We start from the raw sequence: 22,934 nt of genomic DNA, 5'->3' as shown, positions 1-22,934 counted from the left end.
GGACTTTTAGAATTTGTTCACCCTCTTTCCGCTTGCGGAGAGAGGGTCGACGAGCGAAGCGAAGTCGGGGTGAGTAATCTCTTAGCAATTCCAAAATTCTTCCGGTCTTTCGGACTTCCTATCAAAACCCTACCTTAGCAACATGAAAAACCTGCAACTGAATAATAAATGGGTATTGGTAACCGGCGCATCCAGCGGACTTGGGCAGGAAATGGCCCGCCAGTTGGCACATGTGCACAAAGCCAACCTAATTATAGCTGCCCGCCGTGCCGATAAACTGAACGAGTTAAAGGCCGAGCTGGAGCAGACCGCAGGTGTACAAGTTAAAGTTATAGTCGCCGATCTTTCTATCCCCGAAGCCGCAGACCTTTTAGTTGCTGAGAGCATAGCCGAAGGCAACCTTTACGCCGCTATATTAAACGCGGGCGTAACCTATTTTGGCCGTCATACCGAGTTGGAGTGGGACAAATTCGATAGTATCCTTAAAACAAACGTAATTGGTGTGGTGCGCATGACGAACGCATTGGTAAAATATTTCGACAAACCCGGCAGGCAGGGCGGGCTGATGCTGGTATCAAGCATGGCGGGCTTTTTTCCGGTGCCCTACCAGGCGGCTTATTCTGCAACTAAAGCTTTTACTACCGCTTTTGGAAACGCGCTGCATAACGAATTAACCAATCCGGATTTTTCTATAACCGTTTTCGCCCCGGGCGGTATCGCAACTGAAATGACACACGGCGCTGAGTTTGAAGCTTTGCAAGGCTGGCTAATGCCGGTAAAACAAGCCGCCAAAGAAGCTATACACGCGCTCGTTACACGAAAGTATAATTATGTGCCCGGGTTCTTCAATCGCGTAGGTAACGTGTTCATGAACTTTTTGCCGGGCAAATTTATTGGCAGCAAAATGAGCAAGGTTTATTTAAGATCGCTTAACAAAGCACAACAAGGCAAATAATGTACGAGGTATATCACCGCACACCTGTTGGCGTGGCCCTGTTGGTTGCGGATGATACGCATTTGCTTAAAGTTTCCATTCGCGATGAGGATGTGGAAGAAACCGAAACAACCTCTCCTATCCTGCTGGAAACCATGAAACAACTGGATGAATACTTTGCGGGCGACAGGAAAGATTTTGACCTGCCGCTAAACCAACCGGGGTCGGCATTTCAGCAAACTGTTTGGCGGGAATTGCTAACTATACCATATGGTACAACCACTACATATAACAAACAGGCAAACAATATGAAAAACCCGCTGGCTATACGCGCGATCGCGGCAGCCAACGGAAAAAATAATTTATGGGTTATTGTACCCTGCCATCGGGTTATTGGCAGCAACGGCAGCCTTACCGGCTATGCAGGCGGGCTTTGGCGCAAACAATGGCTGTTAGAACACGAAGCCCGTGTACTGGGCATCGGACAAACTAAACTGGCTTTTTAATATCATTTTTACCTTTTAAAAGCTTCAGCATTTTTGCGTGGAGCTGATGCGCTTCAAATGGTTTGGGTAAAACATCGTTCATACCGGCCGCTAATGCTTCTGTTTGCTCGTGCTCAAAAGCCGAGGCAGAAAGCGAGATGATAGGTACGCTGCGCATAGGTTCCTCGAACTCTGTACGTATAATACGGGCCGACTGATAACCATTTAAGCCCGGCATATGCGTATCCATCAATATAAGGTCGTAATCATTTTCTCTCAGCATCTCAATGGCCTTATTGCCGCTTTCAGCAACGGCCACAGTAACGTTCCAGTCCTTTAGTATTTTGGTTACCATAAACTGGTTTATCACATTATCTTCGGCAACTAACACGCTAACGTTTACAAAGGGCGCAAGTTTTTTATCGGGCGCAGGAGCTTTTGCCTCTGTTTTATTTTTGGCAATGTTAAACCAGTTGGTAAAGTTAAATATGGTGCCCTGGCCAACTTTACTGCTAACGGTAAGGTCGCCGCCTTTTAATTCAATTAACTTTTTAACAATGGTTAGCCCAAGGCCGGTACCTCCATATTTAGCAGATGTATCATCTTCGGCCTGCTCAAACGATTCAAATATTTTTGATAACCTTTCAGGAGCTATACCTATACCGGTATCTTCTACACTAAACTTTAGCTTAACCTTGTCATTTAACTTCTGTAGGACAGATACGCTTAACCTTACACGCCCGCGGTCGGTAAACTTTATGGCATTACTCAGTAGGTTCATCAGTATCTGGTTAAGGCGTAACGAATCTATCTGCAATGTTTCGGGCACATCGTCATCTATTTCCAGCAAAAATTCAATATTCTTTTCATCAGCATTAAACTTCAACAGGCCAAAAACCGAATTTACAATAACCCGCAGGTTATTAGGCGAACGCACAATACTAAACTTCCCTGCTTCTATTTTAGAAATATCCAGCACATCGTTTATCACCCCTAATAAAGAGCGCGATGAAGTATCCAGCATATCTAAAAGATTACCCTGCTGCTCGTTCAGCGTGGTTTTACGTAACAAATTACCAATGCCAATTATGCCGTTCACCGGGGTGCGCAGCTCGTGGCTCATGTTGGCAAGAAAAGTTTCTTTAACTTTTTTGCCATACTCGGCAAGTTCTTTTGATTTGATAAGCTGCTGCTGGTAACTTTTTTGCGGCGAGCTATCACTAATATTGATAAATATGGTGTTACCACGAAAGGATGCGCGGCACTCTACCCATATAACCCTCTTATCAAACGTATTGAACTGAAACTCAAAAACAGCAAAGTTACGGTTATCCTTGATGATCTCGCCAAGTTTGCGGCGCAGCTCGGCGCGCTGGTCTTCAACGGCAAGGTCAATAATACTTGTACCAAACACTTCGGTTTGTTTGTAGCCCAATATGGCTTCAACAGCAGGGTTTATAGTTTTTATACGTAAGCTGCCTGCATCAACAGAACATATTATATCGGCGCTGTTTTTTACAACAAGGGCAAAGTCTTTAAGCTCTTCGTTCTTTTGTTTTATTTCTTCGCGCTGGCGGGCAAGGGTTACAAAGGCATCAACCTTGGCCGATGTTATATATGGATCTAATGGTTTAAAAAGATAGTCGACAGCACCTGCACCAAAGCCCTTTACCGCGTATTTAGATTCTTTGGATATAGCAGTAACAAAAATCACCATAATATCCTTTGTGCGGGGGTTTGATTTTAACATCTCTACTAGTTCAAAGCCATCCATTTCGGGCATTTGAACATCTACAAGTGCTACAGAAATATTGTTCTCCCAGGCAATTTTTAAAGCATCGTTGGGCGACGTGGTGGTAAACAACCGTATATCGTTACGGCTAAGCAATGCTTCAAGAGCTATGATATTTTCCTCCCTATCGTCAACAATAAGGATATTTATTGGGGTCATTTATGTAAAGTAAGGTATCGGATAAATTTTATTCTTCCAGCAGTTCAAATATCTCATTAGCGCGCAAAATATATTCGGCAGCATGTATATCAATGGCAGCTTGCGGCATCTCTGCCATCTCGGCTTCCTGCGGGTTCTGGGCAATTGTTAATGCACCGTTCAGGCGCAGTTTTAATAATCCCCCGGCCCCATCCTGATTTGCACCAGAGAATAAAACAGCGGTAACACGTTCTTTATAAACATCCGCAACGCTCTCAAAAGTTACATCGATAGATGGTTTTGAGTACCATACGGGTTCAGAAACATCAAGGCTAAAAAAGCCTTCGTTCTCCACAAGGGTGTGATAATTTGCCGGGGCAATATATATCGTATTTCCCTGTATCGGCTCCTTATCACTAATTTCCCTCAACAACATACGGCTATTTTCTGCGAACAGTTTTTCTATCTCGCTAAAAAAATTCTTTTTGCGATGGATAACAATAATAACCGTTTTATCGAAGTTTGGAGGCAGTATCTTAACTAACTTAAACAATAGCTTAAAAGACCCTGCCGAACCACCCAAAACAAGTATTTTAGACTGTGCCCAGCGTTGCCTTATATTATCATCAAGAGCCAATTTTTTGGTATATATTTTCTTTTTGATTGATCACTTTGAATTTCTTGCGAAAAACATCAGAGCGGATAGTTTCCTTGTTGCCAAGGCAAAGGTAACCCAACGGGCACAAACTTTTGTAAAACAAGTCTAATATCTTGTACTGCAATTCGGTTTCAAAGTAAATAAAAACGTTGCGGCACGATATCATCTGGAACTCGTTAAAACCGGTGTCTGATATTAAGTTATGCACCGAGAACAGGGTATTCTGCTTCAATTCGCTATGTACAGTGGCAGCATCATACATAATGGTAAAATGATCGGTAAGGGAACCGGGCAAGCCGGTAAACAGGTAATTTTCTGAGTAGCTTTTTATCTTGCGCAGGCTGTAAATGCCCTTGCGCGCCTCGTTCAAAACTTCGGTATTGATATCGGTACCGTATATGAACGATTTTTTGATAAGGTTCTCCTCTTTTAAAAGAATAGCCAATGAGTATACTTCCTCGCCCGAGGAACAGCCCGCACACCACACTTTTATATGCTGATAGGTTGAAAGGTAAGGCACAACCTGGGTTTTAAGGGCTTTATAAAACGACGGATCGCGAAACATCTCGGTAACGTTAACCGTAATTTCTTCCAGAAACTCCTGGAAGAAGCTATGGTCGTTGATGAGCACATGCTTAAGATCGTAAAAATTGAGCTTTTTAAGCATCATTATACGGCCCAGCCTGCGTTTAAAAGATGCTTCGGTATAATCGCTAAAATCAAACCCGTGGATCTTTTTTACAATATCTATCAGTTCGTTTAGCTGTACACTTGTAATAGCGTCTTTAGTAACCGGTTCTTTCATATTAATTATCAAGCCACATTTGCATCAATGCAATTAACCTGTCAATATCCACCGGCTTTGTAATGTAATCATTAGCACCGGCCGCTATACATTTTTCACGGTCATCCTTCATTGCTTTTGCAGTTAACGCAATAACAGGCAGTTTTGCCCATTTGTTTTGCCTGCGTATATGCCTTGTAGCCTCGTAACCATCCATTTTAGGCATCATTATGTCCATTAATACAATGTCGATACCGGCGTCCTCTTCAAGTTTAGCAATAGCTTCCTCACCGTCGTTGGCAATCACTACGTTAAGGTCGTAACTTTCCAGCGCGCTGCTTAGTGCGAATATGTTGCGCATATCATCATCAACCACCAAAACTTTTTTGCCTTTGATAGCTTCTTTGCCATTGGTTACGGTGGTTTTAGCTTTACCCATACTTAAGTTTTGAGCAGTAGCGCCGCTTTCGCTTATTTTGTTCAGGAACAGGTTAACCTCGTCTATCAGCCTGTCTGACGATTTGGTGGTTTTCACCACCATGGCATTAGCATATTGCATCAACCTGTTTACCGAACTCTTATCAAGCTCCATGGCCGTGTTGATAATAACGGGCAGCGATGCAAATTTGTCTACTTCCTTTATCTTGTCTAACAGGTCGAGGCCCGAAATATCCGGCAGGTTAAGGTCAAGTATCACACACTGGTACTCGTTTTCGTGCAGCATCCTGAATGCGGATTCGCCGTCAAAGGCCTGGTCAACCGTAATACCCTGGCTCTGCATCAGGTCTTTGAGGGCCTGGCTCTGCGCTTTATGGTCTTCAACCAACAGTATCTGGGTAAATTTGGTGCCGCTGTTGGCCATAATATCGCCAAACAGCTTGTCTAAAGTTTCGGTGTTAACCGGTTTTTTAAGGAAGCTAATAGCACCCTCCTTACGCACACGGTTAGCAGCTGCCTCACCTGCGCTCATCAGGTGAACCGGAATGTGCATGGTGGCGGCGTCCTGCTTTAGTTCTTTAAGTATTTGCCAGCCATCTTTACCCGGTAACATAATATCAAGTATTACGGCATCAGGCTGTTGTTCTTTTATGATCTCAACCGCGTTGGTACCCTCATTAACCATTACCGATTTAAAGCCATGGTCGCGGGCGTAATCCTGTAAGATGATGGAGAAGTTCTTATCATCCTCCACAATAACAACAAAGGGTTCGTGATCAGGGTCGGTAGATTTGGTGACTACTGAATCAAAAAAGTTTTTGGTTGGGCTATAGTTTTCTACCGTCGGCAGCGTTTCTTCCGCGTTTTCTACATGCTTAGCTTCAAATGGCAGGGTCAAAGTAAACTCGCTGCCCTGGCCGGGTGTACTGGTAAGCGTGATGTTACCGCCTAACAGAGTTGCCAGTTCGCGGCTGATGGACAGACCAAGACCTGTGCCGCCATATTTGCGGCTTGTTGAACCATCGGCTTGTTGAAAGGCCTCGAATATGATCTTTTGTTTATCGGGAGGGATGCCAATACCCGAATCTTTAATTTTAAAGCTGATGGTGTTTTCGCGCGGGCCTGCAACAGCGTTAATGCTGATGGTGCCGTTTTCGGGCGTAAACTTAAACGCGTTTGATAAAAGGTTTTTGATCACCTGCTCTACCCTAACCTTATCGGTATAAATAGTGGCCGGAACGCCAGATGAATTTGTTGAATAATTTATTTTTTTGTTGCTGGCCACTTCGGCAAACAACGATTGCATATCGCTTAAGATATCCGACACCTTGATGTCCTCATTCTGCATATCCAGTTTGCCCGATTCTATTTTTGAAAGGTCGAGGATATCGTTAATTAAAGTAAGCAGGTCGTTACCGGCGTTGAAAATTACGCTGGCGTATTTTATCTGATCCTCTGACAGGTTTAGCGGTTTGTTGTCTTTCAGGATCCGCGCCAGCACTAAAATACTATTTAGCGGTGTACGCAATTCGTGGCTCATATTGGCCAAAAATTCTGATTTATACCTGCCGGTTGTTTCCAGTTCGTTCGCTTTTATACTGATAGACTGGCGGGCTTCCTCAATCGCCTGGTTCTTTTCTTCAAGCAAACTTGCTTTCTCTTCCAGCTCGGCGTTGATGGTACGTAGTTCTTCCTGCTGTACGCGTAACTCTTCTTCTGATGCCTGCAACATTTCTGTTTTATTCATCAGTTCTTCGTTGGTAACGCGCATTTCTTCCTGCTGTGCCTCAAGTTCCTCGGCCTGTTGCTGCGTTTCTTCGAACAGATCGTGCATGATGGTGCGGGCCTGCGAAGTGTTAACGGCAATACCAATATCATTTGATACCAGTAATATATATTCTTTAACCGTATCAGGCACCTGGTCGCGGAAACCGAGCTCAATAACGCCCTTTAGCTTACCGTCAAAAAAGAAAGGTACAATAAAGGTTTCTATCAACTCATCCTGCAAAATAGATGAACCCAGTTGCAGCTTATCGTTCAGCTTACCTTTTACCAATGCCGATTTACCCTCTTTGGCAGCCTGCCCTATCCAGCCTTCGGAGATACGTATGGTTTGTTTTAATTGTGATGGATCGTTGAAAGCATAAGATGCGTATAAATTAAGCTTTTCTTCGTTCTCATCAAAAAGATACAAGGTGCCTGTAAGCGCGCCGGCGTATTTGCTAAGCTCTGTTAAAATATTTTGAGACAGTTCCTTCTCGCTTTGCTGGCCCTGCATTTTCTCGTTAATGGTACCACTACCGGTAAGCAGCCAATTTTTAGTTTCATTTTCTCTTAAAACCTTCTCCAATTCCAGATTGGCTATCCGCACTTCCTCTTCAATTTTTTTCTGGCGGGCAAAGGTTGCTTGTATGTAGTAAAACATGATCACAATGATCAATACAAACACCATACAGCCAATTACAATCACTATAATGGCCCTTTGAGATGCTTTATCTGATGCTGCTTTACGCTCGGCAAGTAAATTATTTTCGGTTTCTACTACGCGTTTATTCAGGTCGCGAATGCTATCCATGTTGCCTTTGCCATTTAAAAACATTTTATTGGCAATCATAAAATCAAGGCCTTTTGCCTCGCGGGTCTCAATATTTGTTTTAAGAATATTTAGCTGCCGATTAACTATTAATTTAAGGGAATCGACACGTTTTATTTGTGCCGGATTATCCGCAGTTAATGTTGCTAACTGGTTTAAAGTTTCGGTAATTTTCGGTACAGCATCATTATACGGGTCTAAAAACTGCTTATTGGCCGTTGCGCCATAGCCGCGCATTCCTGTTTCACTATCAACTAAATATTGCAGTAAATTAGTAGTGGTTTTAATAACCTTTTGCGTATGATCTACCCAAACAGTATCATCTTCCAACTGCTTGATACTGGTAAACGAAAGGGTGCCAACAACAAACACAAGTATTATTGATACAGCAAAACCTGCTAATACCTGGTTGCGAAAAGAAAGCTTGAACATAGTGGTGAGATGTGATTTTAAGTACTACAAATATGTTTAAAAATATTTGCACGTAAAATACTATTAACTAATAAACATATAGGTGGTATCGCACTTAATTCCCTTCGGAATAAACGCGCTTTTTTGATGTTAAAACGCCTAACACAGATAATACCGGCCCGGCAAATAATATATACCATCCCCATTTAAAAGCTATTTGGCGCGTTAAAAAGCCATTGATGCCTTTAAACGGTATAAAGCTAAAGCTTGCCTTAACTTTTAACAATGCGGCCACATATAATAATACAACTAATACTAACGATGCAAAAGCGGCAATGCGTGTTACTTTGGTTTGGTTTAAAACGGTACACAATATACCAATAACGCCTACCAGCATAATTACCATACCATAAGGCTTGCTTAGACCGTATACGTCTAATGTTTTTATATGAAAAACACGGAGCATGGGGCAATAGGTCGCAGCGATTAATATAATAAACCCTAATAATGTGATAAGTGATGCGGGGCGCATTGATTATTTTTGATGTGATTTAATTAATAAAAATCCTTCTTCTCCTTTTTTCTTAACGGCACTATCTCCAACAGCAAGGGAATAATTGGGGTGCCATTGATAGTGTTCTATATCGTACTCTTTACGATTCACCGTGATAAAAAGTATATGTTTGGGTTCCTCATACCTGATTTTTTCTATAATCCCATTAAAAGTAACATTACGCTGATGAAAATTACTGATTGCTACCCAAACAACAACTAAAAGCAATACAAATACTAACCTGAATGCTTTAGGAAGTAGTAGTAATTGCTTAAAGTATTTCATATAAACATTTAGGAAGCCCGATCTATTGTTTTTTGATCTCCATTTTATCGGCGAAGTGAGCACAGTAATCGCGCAGGTCTTCTACAATATTTTTTTCGCCGGTGGCACGTAAGAAAGTGTCGCCCATGGTTTGCAGTGTTTCGTAGAAAAAGCGTTTCATCTCGTCAACGGGCATGTCTTTTGTCCAAAGGTCAATCTTCAAGGTGTTTTGGTAGCTTTTGTCCCATAGCGAAAGCATCATGGCCTGAACGGGAAGGGCCTCTTTGTTTTTAGAGTCGGTTGATTCCCACAGGATATTCTCAGGAATATTATTATCGTCGAGTTGGATGGTAAGTTTTATTTCAGCGGTCTTCATTCTTTAATTAGTGATTTAGTGAATTATTGATTTAGCGATTCCTACATCTGCATATTTACACATCTGCATATCCGCACATCAATATATTATTTAACAAGGAAAAATATAATGAGCACCAAAGTTATAAAGCTTAGCTCTACAATCCATAGTTTTTTGGTCTCGGAGAAGAAATTCCGGAAAATTATATCCAGCAATGACACAACTACCCCAAACAAAACAAATATAAGCCCGATGGTGCCACTCCAATGTTCGTAGGGGCTGCCGGTAATTTTAGCGCCGTAAATAAAAATATATCCTGCCAGGATAAAGAGCGCAGCCGTTGCAAAATTCAACGGACTTATCCTGAATTTTGCCCGCTTAATATCGTTTCTTTTTTGCAGATCGGTTTGCTCCGCCATATTGTTTAGCTGGTTTTTTGTTAGCACTGTTGGGGTTTCGTTTGGCTTTTTCAGCATCAAATTTCTTATGCTGATTAAGCGTTTTCTTTTCGTGGAAGGCCCCTTTAAAATCGGGATCCTCTTTACGCTTTTGCAAATCTATTTCGCGGGCCTGGTCTTGCCGTTCCTGGTATGGGGTCTCTTCAATAAAAACCTCATCGGGTATGTCATGTACCGGAATGGTTTGGCGGATAAGCTTCTGGATCTTATTGATGTAATACTCTTCTGACGGCACAGCAAACGTAATGGCCACACCCGAGTTATAGGCCCTGCCTGTACGGCCAATTCGGTGTACGTAATCTTCTATCACCACCGGTACATCAAAGTTTATTACATGGCTTACATCGCTCACATCAATACCGCGCGAGGCTACGTCGGTAGCTACCAATATTTTCACTTCATCGTTCTTAAAAGAATTAATGGAGTTGATGCGCGTGTTTTGCCCTTTGTTGGCATGCAGCACCTTCACCTCTTTTTCACCAAACTTGCGTAGCAAAAATTTATAAACATCCTCGGCAGCTACGCGGGTTTTACAAAATATCATCAGCTTTTTAATGTCGCCTTCTTTATCTAAAAGCGTTTTAAGCAGGTTTATTTTGGTTTTTACATTGGGTACATGGTATAATTGCTGGTCGACAGTTTCTGCGGTGGTAGCCTGTGGGGTAACTTCAATAATGGTCGGGAACTCCAGGAAATTGTATGACAACTCCTGCACCTTCTCAGACATGGTTGCTGAGAACAACAGGTTTTGGCGCTTCACCGGCACTACTTCCAAAATGCGGTTTATTTGCGGCATAAAGCCCATATCCATCATCTTATCAGCTTCATCCAATACCAAAGTGGTGATTGTTTTGGTGACGATATGCCCTGCTATGTAAGTATCTAAAAAACGGCCCGGGGTGGCTACAATTATGTCCACACCCTTTTTCAGGTTCTCTATTTGCGTTTTGGGGCCGATGCCTCCGTACAGCACTACCACACGCAGGTCGGTATTTACGGCAAAGGCCTTTATGTTCTCCTCTATTTGCATGGCCAGCTCGCGCGTTGGCGATACGATGAGCGCCCTCGGATTTTCGCCCTGCGCATACTTAAGTTTCATTAAAATGGGCAGTACGTACGCAGCGGTTTTACCTGTACCGGTTTGCGCTATACCCATTACATCCTGCCCGTTCAAAATAGGCGGGATAGCTTTCTGCTGAATAGGCGTAGCTTCGGTATAACCGGCGTCGGCAATGGCATTCAGTATTTGCCGGTTAAATTTAAAATCTTCAAAAGTTACAGCCATAGCCGCAAAGATAAGGTTTTTGTTTTACTCACCCCTGCCCCCTCTCTACGCAGTAGAGAGGGGTGTTGAACACCCTATCTATTATCACCCTCTTTCGTTATACCCTCTCTGCTGCGCAAAGAGGGTCGACGAGCGTAGCGTAGTCGGGTGAGTAAACTCCCGTGCAAAGTATGCATTCTAAATTACTGATAATATTCCTGTATCATACTTACCCTGCCATGCGTATAAGGTGCCTGAGGCGTATCTTCGCACACACTTAAATCACAACATGAAAAAACTTTTACTTACTGCAATTACTTCTGTTTTTATTTTAGGCGCGGCACAGGCGCAGGTTGGCAAAGGCCACAAATTTATTGGCGGCAGCTTTAATTTTAGCTACGACGAAGACGGCACTGTGCAGAATTTCAATTTCGACAGCGGTGTCACCCAGTATTTTAATTACAAGATCACCAATTTTAACATCAGCCCCGAGTTTGGCTTTTTTGTTGGCAATAAACTGGCTATAGGCATCCAGCCGGGTTACTCAAGGGTATCTGGCACCGAAACCTCAAACTTTTACTCGGCCACCACACCGGCAAGCAATTACAGCTACACCAATAAATATCATACCGATATAGTAGGCCTGGCTATAAACCTGCGCTATTATTGTATGGTAAACGATAAGTTTGGCTTTTACCCTCAAATGGGTGTAAGCACATCGCATGTAGCAAATGATTTTACCAACGGCCACTTTGCCGCTTACGCCGGGCCTAATGTGGTTTTCTTTCCGTCGCCAAAGGTTGGTTTAAATATGGGCTTTGGTAACATTAGCTATCAATACAATTACCTAAGCCACAGTAACTTTGTAAACGCCAGCTTAAACAACAACTTTAACTTCGGGGTTAATTATTATTTTGGCGGGAAGTAAGGGAATCAAGATCATAAGAGTCAGGAATCAAGAAGTCTTTAGTAAATTGCCTTGTCTCTTGATTCTTGATTTCTTGCCTCCCCTAAAAAATCTATATTTGCTCTCATGGCAACTATCCTCATTAAAAACGCTACAGTAGTAAACGAAGGCAAACAAACCGAGGCCGACATTTTTATAAAAGATGGTTTTATTGAGCGGATAGACGGGCAAATAAACCAACCGGCCGATAAAGAGATCAATGCCGAAGGCCTGCACCTTTTCCCGGGTTGTATAGATGACCAGGTACACTTTCGCGAGCCGGGGTTAACCCATAAGGGTAATATCGCATCAGAATCCAGGGCCGCTGTAGCCGGTGGTATCACTTCCTTTATGGAGATGCCCAACACTGTGCCCAATACGCTAACACAGCAGTTGCTGCAGGATAAGTATGATATAGCCGCAAAAACATCGCCGGCCAATTACTCGTTTTTTATGGGTGCATCAAACAATAACCTGGATGAGGTTTTGCGTACCGATGCCCAAAATGTTTGCGGGGTAAAGGTTTTTATGGGTTCGTCAACCGGGAATATGCTGGTAGATAACCCCACAACGCTTGAACATTTGTTCGCCCAATCGCCGATGCTGATAGCTACCCATTGCGAAGACGAGGCAACCATCAAAAGCAACCTGGAGCATTACAAACAATTGCTTGGCGAGAACATCCCAATAAAACTACACCCCAAGATACGCAGCGCCGAGGCCTGTTACCTCTCATCGTCTATGGCGGTAGAACTGGCAAAAAAACACAATACCCGCCTCCACATCCTGCATATTTCTACCGCTAAAGAAACAAACTTATTCAGCAATGATATACCACTGGCTAACAAGCGTATAACCGCCGAAGCCTGCATTCATCATTTATGGTTTACCGATGCGGATTACGAGGAAAAAGGCAACTTGATAAAATGGAACCCCGCGGTAAAAACCGAAGCCGACCGCGATGATATACTGAAAGCTGTTTTAGATGGCCGCATAGACATTATTGCTACCGACCATGCCCCGCATACCATCGAAGAAAAATCGCAGGCATACCTCCAAGCCCCAAGCGGCGGCCCGTTGGTACAACATGCCCTGCCTGCTATGCTGGAACTTTATCATCATGGCAAAATAACGCTGGAACAGATAGCAGAAAAGATGGCGCATAACGTGGCCACCATCTTCCAAATAGAAAAACGCGGCTTCATTCGCGAAGGCTACTGGGCCGATTTGGCTTTGGTAGATTTAAATAACCCATGCCAGGTAAATAAAGGTAACATTCTTTATAAGTGCGGCTGGTCGCCGTTTGAGGGAAGCACCTTTAAGGCAAGGGTTGTAAGCACCATTGTATCCGGTAATTTAGTTTACGATAATGGCAACCTTGTAAATGAAAAAAGCGGGCAAAGAATGACCTTTACCCGCTGATATAATTAAGCCGGAGTTAAGAGCCGGCGTTATTTTTCAATAAGCTTTTTCAAACCATCAAACATCATCTGCCAGCTCTTTCCAGAGTGTTCTTTGGCAGCCTCGTCCTTAACATTAGTTTGGGTAATGGTAAGGATGGCAGTGTTGTCGCATTGTGCATCCAGTTCATAGCTTACATCGGCATAGTTCTCAGGTTCATCTTTGGTACCTGCCATGCTGCTCCAATAGCTGTACCTTACATACCTACCCGGTACTATTTCTTTAATAACGCCTTTATCTTCGTAGCTTTTGCCATTCCATTCGCCGCTAAAGGTTATAGGGCTGCCCTCTTGCCAATTTGATTTTAGCTGAGTGCCAAAAAAATATTGTTTAACCATTTCAGGGTCGGTTAAACCTTTCCAAACTTCAGCGGCAGGGGCGTTAAATTCTACTTTGGTTGTTAACGTGATCATGAGTACAAAATTAGTTGTGAGTGAAAATTGTTATATTTTATTGCCACAAATAAACGCCGATGATTGACAACAGTATGTCAGCAGAGGAGTAAAATTTCAAGACTTTACTCACCCTGTTACCACTTTGCCCGCCCCTTTTTCTAAGTAAATAAGGGTAGAAAAATTATACCGATATGGTATCAAGATTCCGCTGCAATATCCCCCCGGCTACTTCCACCACCTTCTCTTTCACCTTTTGAGGGCTTATGATCTCGGCATGGTCGCCAAACATCATAAACCAGCGCACAAACCCTTCTACAGAAATGGTCAAAAAGGTCATTTCGGTATGGTTGCCCGTATGCTTCTCTGATACGAATCCGTGGTAAAAACGCTGTTCGTTTATAAAATTGGTAATACTGCTGTTAACCTTGATCACAATGGTTTCCAGTTGGTGTTCTGAGGCGGTTTGTGCAAGATAATCCTTAAGTTTTGGGTGGCTGCCCTTAAAAGTGATGTCAGTTTCCTGTATCCCGCTAATGCGGTCGAGCCTAAAGTCGCGGTAATCGTTACGCATGCGGCAATAGGCTATCAGGTGCCAGTAGCTATCTAAATAAAATATTCCTATAGGCTCAATATGCCTGTTGGTTTTGGTTTGCGTATAGCCCGCGGTATAATCTATACAAAGCACCTTTTTACCGGCAATACCGTTCAGGATGGTTTGTATATGGTTGTTATTGTTAACACGACGCTGGGTTTGGCTTTTAAGCACTTCTATACTGCCATCCATGCTCTCTAACAGATCTTTTTCTGTTGTCTTCAGTATCGCCCTTATTTTATCCATGGCCGAGCGGTGATGCGCCGTGGTAGACGCGTCTGTCATTTTCTCTACAAACTTTTCGGCGGTTAAAAAGGCGGTGGCTTCCTCTTTAGTAAACATAATAGGCGGTAAACGGTAGCCATCAACCAGCGAATAACCTACCCCGGCCTCGCCTATGATGGGTACACCCGCTTCCTCTAACGACCGCACATCCCGGTAAACCGTGCGCAGGCTTATATTAAACCGTGCCGCAATATCGCTGGCCTTTACAATACGGCGGGCTTGCAGTTGTATTAATATGGCAGAGATACGGTCGATACGGTTCATAGCCCCAAAATAAGTAAAAACAAAGTACCTTAGCATAAATGTTATATAAAAATGGCAGCACAACCAGAAGATAAGATCATTACCCTGGAGCAGTATTACGACCCGATGCTGGCGCATATTATGCGTACAAAACTGGAAGATAATGGTATTCCCTGCTTTATTGCTGATGATAACATTATATCGGCCAACCCTGTGTTTAACAACGCGGTAGGTGGCATCAAACTAAAAATATTTGAACGTGACCTTGAACGCAGCCGAGAAATTTTAGCCCGTGATGGCGACCTGCACGAACAAGACCATTTTGAGATAGATGAAGAAACCCATTCCCCTGTAATTTGCCCCTATTGCGGGTCTACCAACGTGCGGTTCGGCCCGGCGACTGAGCGAAAAGCGCATTGGCTGGTTGTGTTGATATCGGCATTATTTTCGGTATTGCCCTTTTACTCGCGTAAGGCATGGCATTGTTTTAATTGCCAAAGGGATTTTGAGTGAAAGGCCCCTCTCCTGGCTTTCCGAAGGAGAGAGAGTAAAACTTTTTCAAGTCTTCTCCTTTGGAGAGAATTTCGGTGAATCAAATTGTATCAAAGCTGATACATTTATACTTATTATTGCCCTATCATTATATTTATCGTATGTATAACCGTCGCAAATTTATAAAGTTAACGGCTTTAACGGCCTCAGTGGCTACTTTATCAAAGTATGCTACTGCTAAGAATATTCCAACAGTGCCCGGCGACAGGCTACCGATAGTAATATCTACCTGGGACTTTGGCGTTGCTGCTAACAAAGAGGCCTGGAAAACGCTCGAAAAAGGCGGCCGCGCGCTTGACGCGGTTGAGGCCGGTGTTAAGATCCCCGAAGCAGATATGAAGAACCATACTGTGGGACGTGCCGGTTACCCCGACCGCGATGGCCGTGTTACGCTTGATGCCTGCATAATGGATGAATTTGGTAATTGCGGCTCGGTGGCAGCCATGGAAAACATTGCTCACCCTATTACCGTTGCCAGGCTGGTAATGGAAAAAACCCCGCACGTGATGCTGGTTGGCGACGGCGCAACCCAGTTTGCCGTTGAACAGGGTATTAAAAAGGAAAAACTGCTTACCCCCGAATCTGAAAAGGCCTGGAAAAAATGGCTGGTAAAAGCACAGTATTCGCCAAAAATGAATATAGAGAACGAGCAGCACCGCCCGGGCAGTAAATATAACCACGATACTATTGGTATGCTTGCTATTGACGCTAAAGGTAATATCAGCGGTGCCTGCACTACCAGCGGCATGGCGTTTAAACTGCATGGCCGTGTTGGCGACAGCCCTATAATTGGTGCAGGTTTATTTGTTGATAACGAAGTTGGCGGTGCCACCTCTACCGGTGTGGGCGAAGAGGTGATCCGCAATGTGGGTAGCTTTTTGGTGGTGGAACTAATGCGCCAAGGGTACTCTCCGCGCGATGCCTGTAAAGAGGCCGTACACCGCATTATTAAAAAGAAACCCGAAATTGCCAAAGAGATACAGGTTGGCTTTTTAGCCATTAATAAAAAAGGCGAATACGGCGCTTATGCCATACAAGAAGGGTTTAGCTTTGCCGTATGCGATAAAAACAAGCAGGATTTACTGATACCCGGCGAAAGTTATTATAAAGACATTAAAAAGAATTAATGGCAGATATGCCGGAACAATATTTTGTTAATTGAAAGGTTTTGTACAACATAACCTACTTTGGAATATATGAACCATAAACCTTCATCAGTAGCACTTGAAGTTTGCGCTAACTCGGCAACCTCGGCTATTGCAGCACAAAAAGGCGGTGCCAAAAGGGTTGAACTTTGCGAAAACCTTGCCGAAGGTGGCACTACTCCTTCATACGGCCAAATCATATTGGCCCGTAAACATCTGCACATCAAACTTTACGTATTGATTCGCCCACGGCGAGGTGATTTCCTTTATACCGATCTCGAATTTGAAGTAATGCAGGCCGATATACGCACCTGTATAGAAGCAGGCTGCGATGGTGTGGTGATAGGTATGCTTAATGCCGACGGAACTATTGATGTTAAACGTTGTACCGAATTGGTGCGCCTTGCCCGCCAGTGGGGCCTTGGGGTAACGTTTCACCGCGCGTTTGATATGTGTGCCGATCAATTTACTGCGCTTGAACAGATCATTGAAATGGGGTGCGAACGCATCCTTACATCGGGTGGTAAAAGCACTGCTATGGAAGGTGCCAGTACAATTGCGCACCTGATAGAAAAGGCCGCCGGCCGTATAGCAATTATGCCCGGCAGCGGAATTACAGAAAATAATGTTGCCGACCTTGTACATTTTACCGGCGCAACCGAAGTACACTCCTCCGCACGTATCAACTATCAGGGTGGTATGCAATATAAAAACGACCACATACTACTAACCGGCGGCATCACCGACGAATATAGCCTTGATGTTACCAGCCCCGAGAAAGTGAAGGCGATATTACAAGCGGCGAATAGGTAATTAGTGGTTTATGACTGAATTAGTGATTTTGATTTGATAATCACTATTTGTCATCCTGAGCGATAGCGAAGGATCTAATGTACATCTTACAAGTCGGCGAATAGATGCTTCACTGTTCGTTCAGCATGACAACTAATTAATCACCAATTCACTAAATCAATAATTCACAAATTAAAATATACTCACCGGCAACACCAACTCTACCCTATTTCTGCCGCTGCCGCCAAAGAAATCGTTATCCAGCAAACGGCTGTAACGGATGCCGAATGATATAGCGCCCTGGTTAAACCACTTGGTATCGAAGAACACTGCCCCACCGACCGACCGAAAATCCTGCCTGAAGATTGCACCGTTGGTGTAAAAGTTTAACGCCTTCGCATGGGTTTGTTCGTAAAATATATTTCCACGCAGGCGCATTAAATACAGTAGGTTGCCAAAACCGCCGTCGGGGTAAGCTATTGGGAAATGGTAGCTCGCGGCAAATTTGCTCATGTCATCAAGGTTTTCGGCATTATAACCGTACGAGAAGGGGAAATCGTTTGAAAAACCGATGCCATTATTTTGCCCTCTGTGCTGGTAGGCGCCACTCAAAACAAGGCTATGGTTGGTAGATAAGCCTGGGAAATATAGCGATCCGGTGCTTAGTATTTGGTTAGCCTCGCGACCTGAAACCGATTTTTTATAGCTGATATACAGGTTTTGCGCAAAATGCGGATTGATATTTTGCCGTGCCTTTTGCGTTTGATTGCTAAAACGAAGCGTATTGCTTAGGTAAGTGTAATAGCTATCCTTAAATAATGTGCGGAACGCTTCCTGGAAAGTATTGCGGCTGTAGTAATAACTGCTGCCTACCGATAAGGAAATTATATTTTTACCTGCCGAAAAGTTAAGCGGCACCTGCAACCCGCCATGTATATCTGTTTCGTTATAATAGATGCTGTTGCCTTTGTATAGCCCGCGGCGGTCAAAGGTATAATCTGCACCGGCAAGCAGGTATGGGAAAAACGCGCCGTAAGCGGCATCGTAACCTATGCTTTTATAACCTTCGTCGCGGTTATAAGTAAAGGTAACCTGCGAATCGAATGTATTTAGCACATTGTTCCCCACTAACTGTATAGCGTAGTTTGGGTCGGCAAGGCTTGGGAATATACTGTGAAAATTAAACAGCCCGTGCAGTTTACTGTAATTAGTTACCGGTAGCGGCTTGGGTTTTACAGCTGCGAGAAAATTAGCGGCCCTGTCATTTTTAAGCGCACTTATATTCATTTCTGGTAAAGCAGTGAACACCTTAGCAGTACTTATTGGCAACCTCTGAATATCGGCCAGGTTGACCTGCTGCAACTGATAGCCCGAAGCCGTAAAGCTCGTCCAGGCTATTTTATTGGAACTGATAGCAGGCTGGTAAAAACCTATAGAGCCCCCCCAGGCTGGCGCGCTAAGCAATGATAATTGTTTGTTACTTAAGCTGAGCGCGAACAATTCATCATTCAAACCCGAAGCTTTGGTGAAATAAACCATCTCGCCCTGCACCTGCGGAAAGGCTATAGGCCCGAAACTAAATGGCAGCAGGTAGCTTGTCGCGCCCGATCTGATATCGATCAAGGCCAGCGACATTTCGCCTTTTTGATTCCGAACTGCCGAGACCAGCCTATCATCGCCATAAAACTTAGGGTAGGTATAAAACAACCCCGCTGTGTTTGGCAATACTGATACTAATTTACCATTCGTATTTAACAAATGTAATTCGCTTTTACCTGTAGGTGCTACCTGTACCGCCACAATGGTTTGTCCATCGGCACTAAAAGCGGGCGAAAAGTATTTGGTTTTACGGGTAATGCGGCGCTCTTTTCCGGTTGTTATATCAAGCACCATTAGCTCGTTATAGTTGCGGTAACCCCAGCGCAGATCGGGGCGGTAAGCGGCATAAATTATTTTTCCATTGTGGTAGCTAAAAAAATTATCGGTGTTGATGCTTTGAGTGGCAATGGTCCGCTCTTTATTTCCCGTGCGGATAACAAATTTCGTGATATGGTTGTAGGTGGTTCTTAAATAAATCAGCGTACTATCATTAATGTACGCCGGGAACTCTTCGTCAGCAACAAAGTGCCGGTTTTTTAATTTTAGATCGGTAGCCCTGGCATCGTCCTTATAAACCTGTTTAAAGTGATCAAAAGCGGCATCCCTAAAAGCGGTATAATTTACGCCGGCATGCTTTTTTATAGCACCTTGTAATGGGTAAAAGCCGGTATTAAAGGCAGCGGCATCATGCGTAACGCCCCGCCAAAAATCGTTGCCATATTTTTCGCGGCCGTAGGCTACCATCATATAACCTAAGGGGTAGTGGTTGGGGGTATAATCAAGGTACGAACCGTTGCGCAGCTTCATCCAGCTATAATTTTTACCTGCCGCCCATAACGCGCGGAAACCGTTAAAAAAATACGGCAATCTTCCCCTGCCCTGTTGGCTTACCAGGGTTTCGTTATATACGGCATCGCCTTCAAAAAACCAATCGGGCACTGAAAGCGCGTTGGCTAAGGCCTGCCCACCCTCGCCAAACGGAATGCTGATAACCTTTGATAAGCCTACTCTAAAATTATTGTATTGCTGCACGTGCCTAAACTCGTGTATGGCCAACTGTTCGGACCATGGCAGGCTGCCTACATCAAAACTATTTTGGCCGGGTGTAAGGTAAAACTCGCTGCGAAACGGGGCCAGGCCAACATAGGCATTTGATATGGTTGTTTGGTTTTGCAGCACAATACTTACCCGCCTTTGCTTAAAACCGATGGTGGGCTGTATGCTACTGTTCATTTGCGCTATGGTTTGCGCCACACGCTGCGCTACCGAATCCAATCCCTGCGGATAAATAACCCGTGCAACCGGCGATTGCACTTGTTTCCACTCAACAGATGGCGGGTTGCCACCAAATTGCTGCGCTTTAGAGGTTACGGCAAGGAGTAAAAGCAGGGCAAGTAGCAGGCGTTTCATTGGATGGTGAAAGTAATAAAATTGTCTGAACTCGAATTAAACGAATTTGTTGAATAAAGAGAATTTGAAGTTTATTGGTCCCCAAAATTCGTTAATTCTAAAAATTCGGGTTTAGACAATCGAAATCCGAAATCCAAATGACACTCCATCCCTTAAAACTAAGTACATTTGCGCTTTGTGATTTACTGTTATGGCTAAAGTTTCTATCAACCTGGCAACGGGTTCAATACAAAAAGAAGATATTATTGTAGGCATCGACCTGGGTACAACCAATTCGCTGGTGGCTTTTATTAACCCGGAGAAAGAGCCGCGTGTGATAAACGATGCCGGCAAAGGCGTACTGGTGCCCTCTGTTGTGCACTTTGGCCCTACGGGCGATATCACGGTTGGTAACGAAGCCAAAGAATATTTGATCACCGATCCGCAGAACACCGTATTTTCGGTTAAGCGTTTGCTTGGCCGCTCTTATGCCGATGTAAAAAACTACCAAAACTTTTTCTCCTACAAGATAATTGACGACGATAGCGAGAACCTGGTGAAAATTAAGGTGGGCGATAAATTCTACAACCCTATCGAGCTATCGGGCCTTATCTTAAAAGAACTTAAAGACCGCGCCGAACATGCCCTTAAAACGCCTGTTACCCGCGCCGTTATAACCGTGCCTGCTTATTTTAACGATTCTCAGCGCCAGGCTACACGCGATGCAGGTAAACTGGCCGGGCTTGATGTTTTGCGTATTGTGAACGAGCCAACCGCCGCGAGCCTTGCTTATGGTATCGGTTTAAACCCCGAAGAAACCAAAACCATTGCCGTGTATGACCTTGGTGGTGGTACCTTTGATGTATCAATCCTGCAGATCCAGAACGGCATATTTGAAGTGCTATCAACCAATGGCGATACATTCTTAGGGGGTGATGATTTTGACCGCGCCATTGCCGATTACTGGATAGAAAAAAACAATATTGATAAAACCGAACTGGCCAATAATCGAGAGCTTACACAGGCACTTCGTCTAAAAGCTGAGGAAGCTAAAAAAGCGTTTGCCCATCAAAGCCTGTTCAACGAAAAAATAGGTGACATTTGGTGCACCATAGACCGCAATACCTTTGAGGAACTAATATTACCTAAAGTACAGCAAACCATAACCGCCTGCCAAAACGCGCTTAAGGATGCAAAACTAACCACCGCAGATATTGATGAAGTGGTAATGGTTGGCGGCAGTACCCGCACGGCGCTGGTTAAAAAGATGGTGGCAGAATTTTTCGGTCGCCCGGTGCATGATGGCATTAACCCCGATGAGGTGGTTGCCCTTGGTGCTGCCATACAGGCCGATGTTTTGGCCGGTAACCGCAGCGATATTTTATTGCTTGATGTTACCCCTCTATCTTTAGGGATCGAAACCATGGGTGGTTTAATGGATACCATCATCCCCCGTAACTCCAAGATCCCCACAAAAGCAGGCAGGCAATATACCACCAGTAAAGACGGGCAGGTGAACATGAAGATAGCCGTTTACCAGGGCGAGCGCGACCTGATCAGCGAGAACCGCAAACTGGCCGAGTTTGAATTAAAAGGCATACCGGCCATGCCGGCGGGTTTCCCAAAAGTGGATATCAACTTTATACTGAATGCCGATGGCATTCTTAAAATACAGGCTATTGAATTGCGCAGCGGCGTTAAGCAGGAGGTAGAAGTAAAACCAGCCTATGGCATTACCGATGACCTGGTTGAGCAAATGCTAATGGATAGCATCACCCACGCTAAAGACGATGTTAGCGCCCGCATGCTGATAGAAGCTAAAACCGAAGCGGAGCAAATGGTTTACACCGTGGAGAATTTCCTGAAAAAGAACGTGCAATTGTTAAATGCTGACGAAGTCACAGAAACTAACATCCAGTTAGAAGCCCTTAAAGCCGCTTTAAGTACAGGCGATAAAGACCTTATTCACGCTAAGATAGACGCACTGAATAACTTTACCCGCCCCTTTGCCGAACGTGTAATGGATGTGGCCATTGCCACGGCAATGAAGGGTAAGAGTATAGAATAAAACTCTTCGACCCGTCATTGCGAGGAACAAAGCAATCTCCCGATACAATCAGTTCTTCGTTAGGAATGGCAGTAGTTATTATGAATCGCCAGTGTAAGTTCATTTCTTTTCTCTCAAAAGAAACGAACCAAAGAAAAGTCGCGGCTGTGCCACCTTCTGTTAAAGTCAGTGCTGATGCTCTGCTACTACTACCCGAATGTGCCAAGGCCGCATTAGGAACGTAACGTCGGGTTTGTCAGGCTCTTTCTCTGGATATGATTTTTTCTCTAACGAGCGTCGGCCTAAACGTCAAAGCGGGCGGGCCGGGTATATGGCGGGAATGTCGGTTTAGCTTCGAACT

20 protein-coding genes are annotated in these 22,934 nt (G+C 44.1%); 8 read left to right on the top strand and 12 right to left on the bottom strand.

The features are described 5' to 3' along the window. The first annotated feature begins 142 nt into the window (after positions 1-142). Together ACFQZI_RS10850 and ACFQZI_RS10845 are read left to right on the top strand one after the other, a co-directional pair. Positions 143-955 carry an SDR family NAD(P)-dependent oxidoreductase gene (locus ACFQZI_RS10850; protein ID WP_377142406.1) on the top strand — a complete coding sequence of 271 codons (813 nt, stop codon included), beginning with the start codon at positions 143-145 and terminating at the stop codon, positions 953-955. Continuing rightward, positions 955-1,440 carry a methylated-DNA--[protein]-cysteine S-methyltransferase gene (locus ACFQZI_RS10845; RefSeq protein ID WP_377142404.1) on the top strand — a complete coding sequence of 162 codons (486 nt, stop codon included), beginning with the start codon at positions 955-957 and terminating at the stop codon, positions 1,438-1,440. The genes ACFQZI_RS10850 and ACFQZI_RS10845 overlap by 1 nt, the downstream gene beginning before the upstream one ends. Here ACFQZI_RS10845 and ACFQZI_RS10840 read toward each other — a convergent pair. From ACFQZI_RS10840 to ACFQZI_RS10800, 9 genes are all read right to left on the bottom strand, one after another. Then, the gene (locus ACFQZI_RS10840; RefSeq protein WP_377142402.1) at positions 1,424-3,370 is read right to left on the bottom strand and encodes a response regulator; all 1,947 of its coding nucleotides are present in this window, start codon (positions 3,368-3,370) and stop codon (positions 1,424-1,426) included. The genes ACFQZI_RS10845 and ACFQZI_RS10840 overlap by 17 nt on opposite strands. A 28-nt stretch (positions 3,371-3,398) precedes the next feature. Next, positions 3,399-3,986: a chemotaxis protein CheB gene (locus tag ACFQZI_RS10835; protein WP_377142400.1), complete on the bottom strand. Its 588-nt coding sequence runs from the start codon at positions 3,984-3,986 to the stop codon at positions 3,399-3,401. Then, positions 3,976-4,812: a CheR family methyltransferase gene (locus tag ACFQZI_RS10830; RefSeq protein WP_377142398.1), complete on the bottom strand. Its 837-nt coding sequence runs from the start codon at positions 4,810-4,812 to the stop codon at positions 3,976-3,978. Before ACFQZI_RS10830 ends, ACFQZI_RS10835 begins: the two co-directional genes overlap by 11 nt. A 1-nt stretch (position 4,813) precedes the next feature. After that, on the bottom strand, positions 4,814-8,254 hold the full coding sequence (locus ACFQZI_RS10825; protein WP_377142396.1) for a response regulator: 3,441 nt from the start codon (positions 8,252-8,254) through the stop codon (positions 4,814-4,816). Between the two features lie 94 nt (positions 8,255-8,348). Beyond that, complete coding sequence (locus ACFQZI_RS10820; protein ID WP_377142394.1) at positions 8,349-8,699, bottom strand: hypothetical protein; 351 nt, start codon at positions 8,697-8,699, stop codon at positions 8,349-8,351. A gap of 69 nt (positions 8,700-8,768) precedes the next feature. Next, complete coding sequence (locus ACFQZI_RS10815; RefSeq protein ID WP_377142392.1) at positions 8,769-9,071, bottom strand: hypothetical protein; 303 nt, start codon at positions 9,069-9,071, stop codon at positions 8,769-8,771. A 22-nt stretch (positions 9,072-9,093) separates the two neighbouring features. Beyond that, positions 9,094-9,426 (bottom strand): gliding motility protein GldC, encoded by a 333-nt coding sequence (gene gldC, locus ACFQZI_RS10810; RefSeq protein ID WP_121244780.1) that lies wholly within the window; start codon positions 9,424-9,426, stop codon positions 9,094-9,096. 86 nt (positions 9,427-9,512) lie between these two features. Then, entirely contained in the window at positions 9,513-9,824 is a 312-nt protein-coding gene (locus tag ACFQZI_RS10805; protein WP_377142389.1) for a hypothetical protein, read from the bottom strand. Further along, a complete protein-coding gene (locus ACFQZI_RS10800) occupies positions 9,784-11,148 on the bottom strand; it encodes a DEAD/DEAH box helicase (RefSeq protein WP_377142387.1) in 1,365 nt (454 codons plus the stop codon). Before ACFQZI_RS10800 ends, ACFQZI_RS10805 begins: the two co-directional genes overlap by 41 nt. 268 nt (positions 11,149-11,416) lie before the next feature. Here ACFQZI_RS10800 and ACFQZI_RS10795 point away from each other — a divergent pair, with 268 nt between their 5' ends. Further along, positions 11,417-12,055, top strand: coding sequence for a hypothetical protein (locus ACFQZI_RS10795; RefSeq protein ID WP_377142385.1), 639 nt, complete (start codon positions 11,417-11,419; stop codon positions 12,053-12,055). A gap of 105 nt (positions 12,056-12,160) precedes the next feature. Further along, positions 12,161-13,495 carry a dihydroorotase gene (locus tag ACFQZI_RS10790; protein ID WP_377142383.1) on the top strand — a complete coding sequence of 445 codons (1,335 nt, stop codon included), beginning with the start codon at positions 12,161-12,163 and terminating at the stop codon, positions 13,493-13,495. Between the two features lie 29 nt (positions 13,496-13,524). On the opposite strand, the gene ACFQZI_RS10785 is transcribed toward ACFQZI_RS10790, so the two are convergent. Continuing rightward, entirely contained in the window at positions 13,525-13,947 is a 423-nt protein-coding gene (locus tag ACFQZI_RS10785; RefSeq protein ID WP_377142381.1) for an SRPBCC family protein, read from the bottom strand. A gap of 163 nt (positions 13,948-14,110) precedes the next feature. Then, positions 14,111-15,106, bottom strand: coding sequence for a helix-turn-helix transcriptional regulator (locus ACFQZI_RS10780; RefSeq protein ID WP_377142379.1), 996 nt, complete (start codon positions 15,104-15,106; stop codon positions 14,111-14,113). 15 nt (positions 15,107-15,121) lie between these two features. Here ACFQZI_RS10780 and ACFQZI_RS10775 point away from each other — a divergent pair, with 15 nt between their 5' ends. The 3 genes from ACFQZI_RS10775 (at position 15,122) to ACFQZI_RS10765 (ending at position 17,559) form a co-directional block, all read left to right on the top strand. Beyond that, a complete protein-coding gene (locus ACFQZI_RS10775; RefSeq protein ID WP_377142377.1) occupies positions 15,122-15,562 on the top strand; it encodes a putative signal transducing protein in 441 nt (146 codons plus the stop codon). Positions 15,563-15,702: 140 nt separating this feature from the next. Beyond that, positions 15,703-16,728 carry a N(4)-(beta-N-acetylglucosaminyl)-L-asparaginase gene (locus tag ACFQZI_RS10770; RefSeq protein WP_377142375.1) on the top strand — a complete coding sequence of 342 codons (1,026 nt, stop codon included), beginning with the start codon at positions 15,703-15,705 and terminating at the stop codon, positions 16,726-16,728. Positions 16,729-16,797: 69 nt separating this feature from the next. Then, on the top strand, positions 16,798-17,559 hold the full coding sequence (locus ACFQZI_RS10765; protein ID WP_377142373.1) for a copper homeostasis protein CutC: 762 nt from the start codon (positions 16,798-16,800) through the stop codon (positions 17,557-17,559). Positions 17,560-17,730: 171 nt separating this feature from the next. On the opposite strand, the gene ACFQZI_RS10760 is transcribed toward ACFQZI_RS10765, so the two are convergent. Beyond that, complete coding sequence (locus ACFQZI_RS10760; protein ID WP_377142371.1) at positions 17,731-20,547, bottom strand: TolB family protein; 2,817 nt, start codon at positions 20,545-20,547, stop codon at positions 17,731-17,733. 190 nt (positions 20,548-20,737) lie between these two features. On the opposite strand from ACFQZI_RS10760, the gene hscA reads away from it, so the two are divergent. Next, on the top strand, positions 20,738-22,594 hold the full coding sequence (gene hscA, locus ACFQZI_RS10755) for a Fe-S protein assembly chaperone HscA (protein ID WP_377142369.1): 1,857 nt from the start codon (positions 20,738-20,740) through the stop codon (positions 22,592-22,594). The last annotated feature ends 340 nt before the right edge of the window (positions 22,595-22,934 follow it).

The sequence above is a fragment of the Mucilaginibacter lutimaris genome (assembly GCF_042676625.1).
In the GTDB taxonomy this organism is placed as follows: domain Bacteria; phylum Bacteroidota; class Bacteroidia; order Sphingobacteriales; family Sphingobacteriaceae; genus Mucilaginibacter; species Mucilaginibacter lutimaris.
This window is presented reverse-complemented; position numbering and strand designations above follow the sequence as displayed.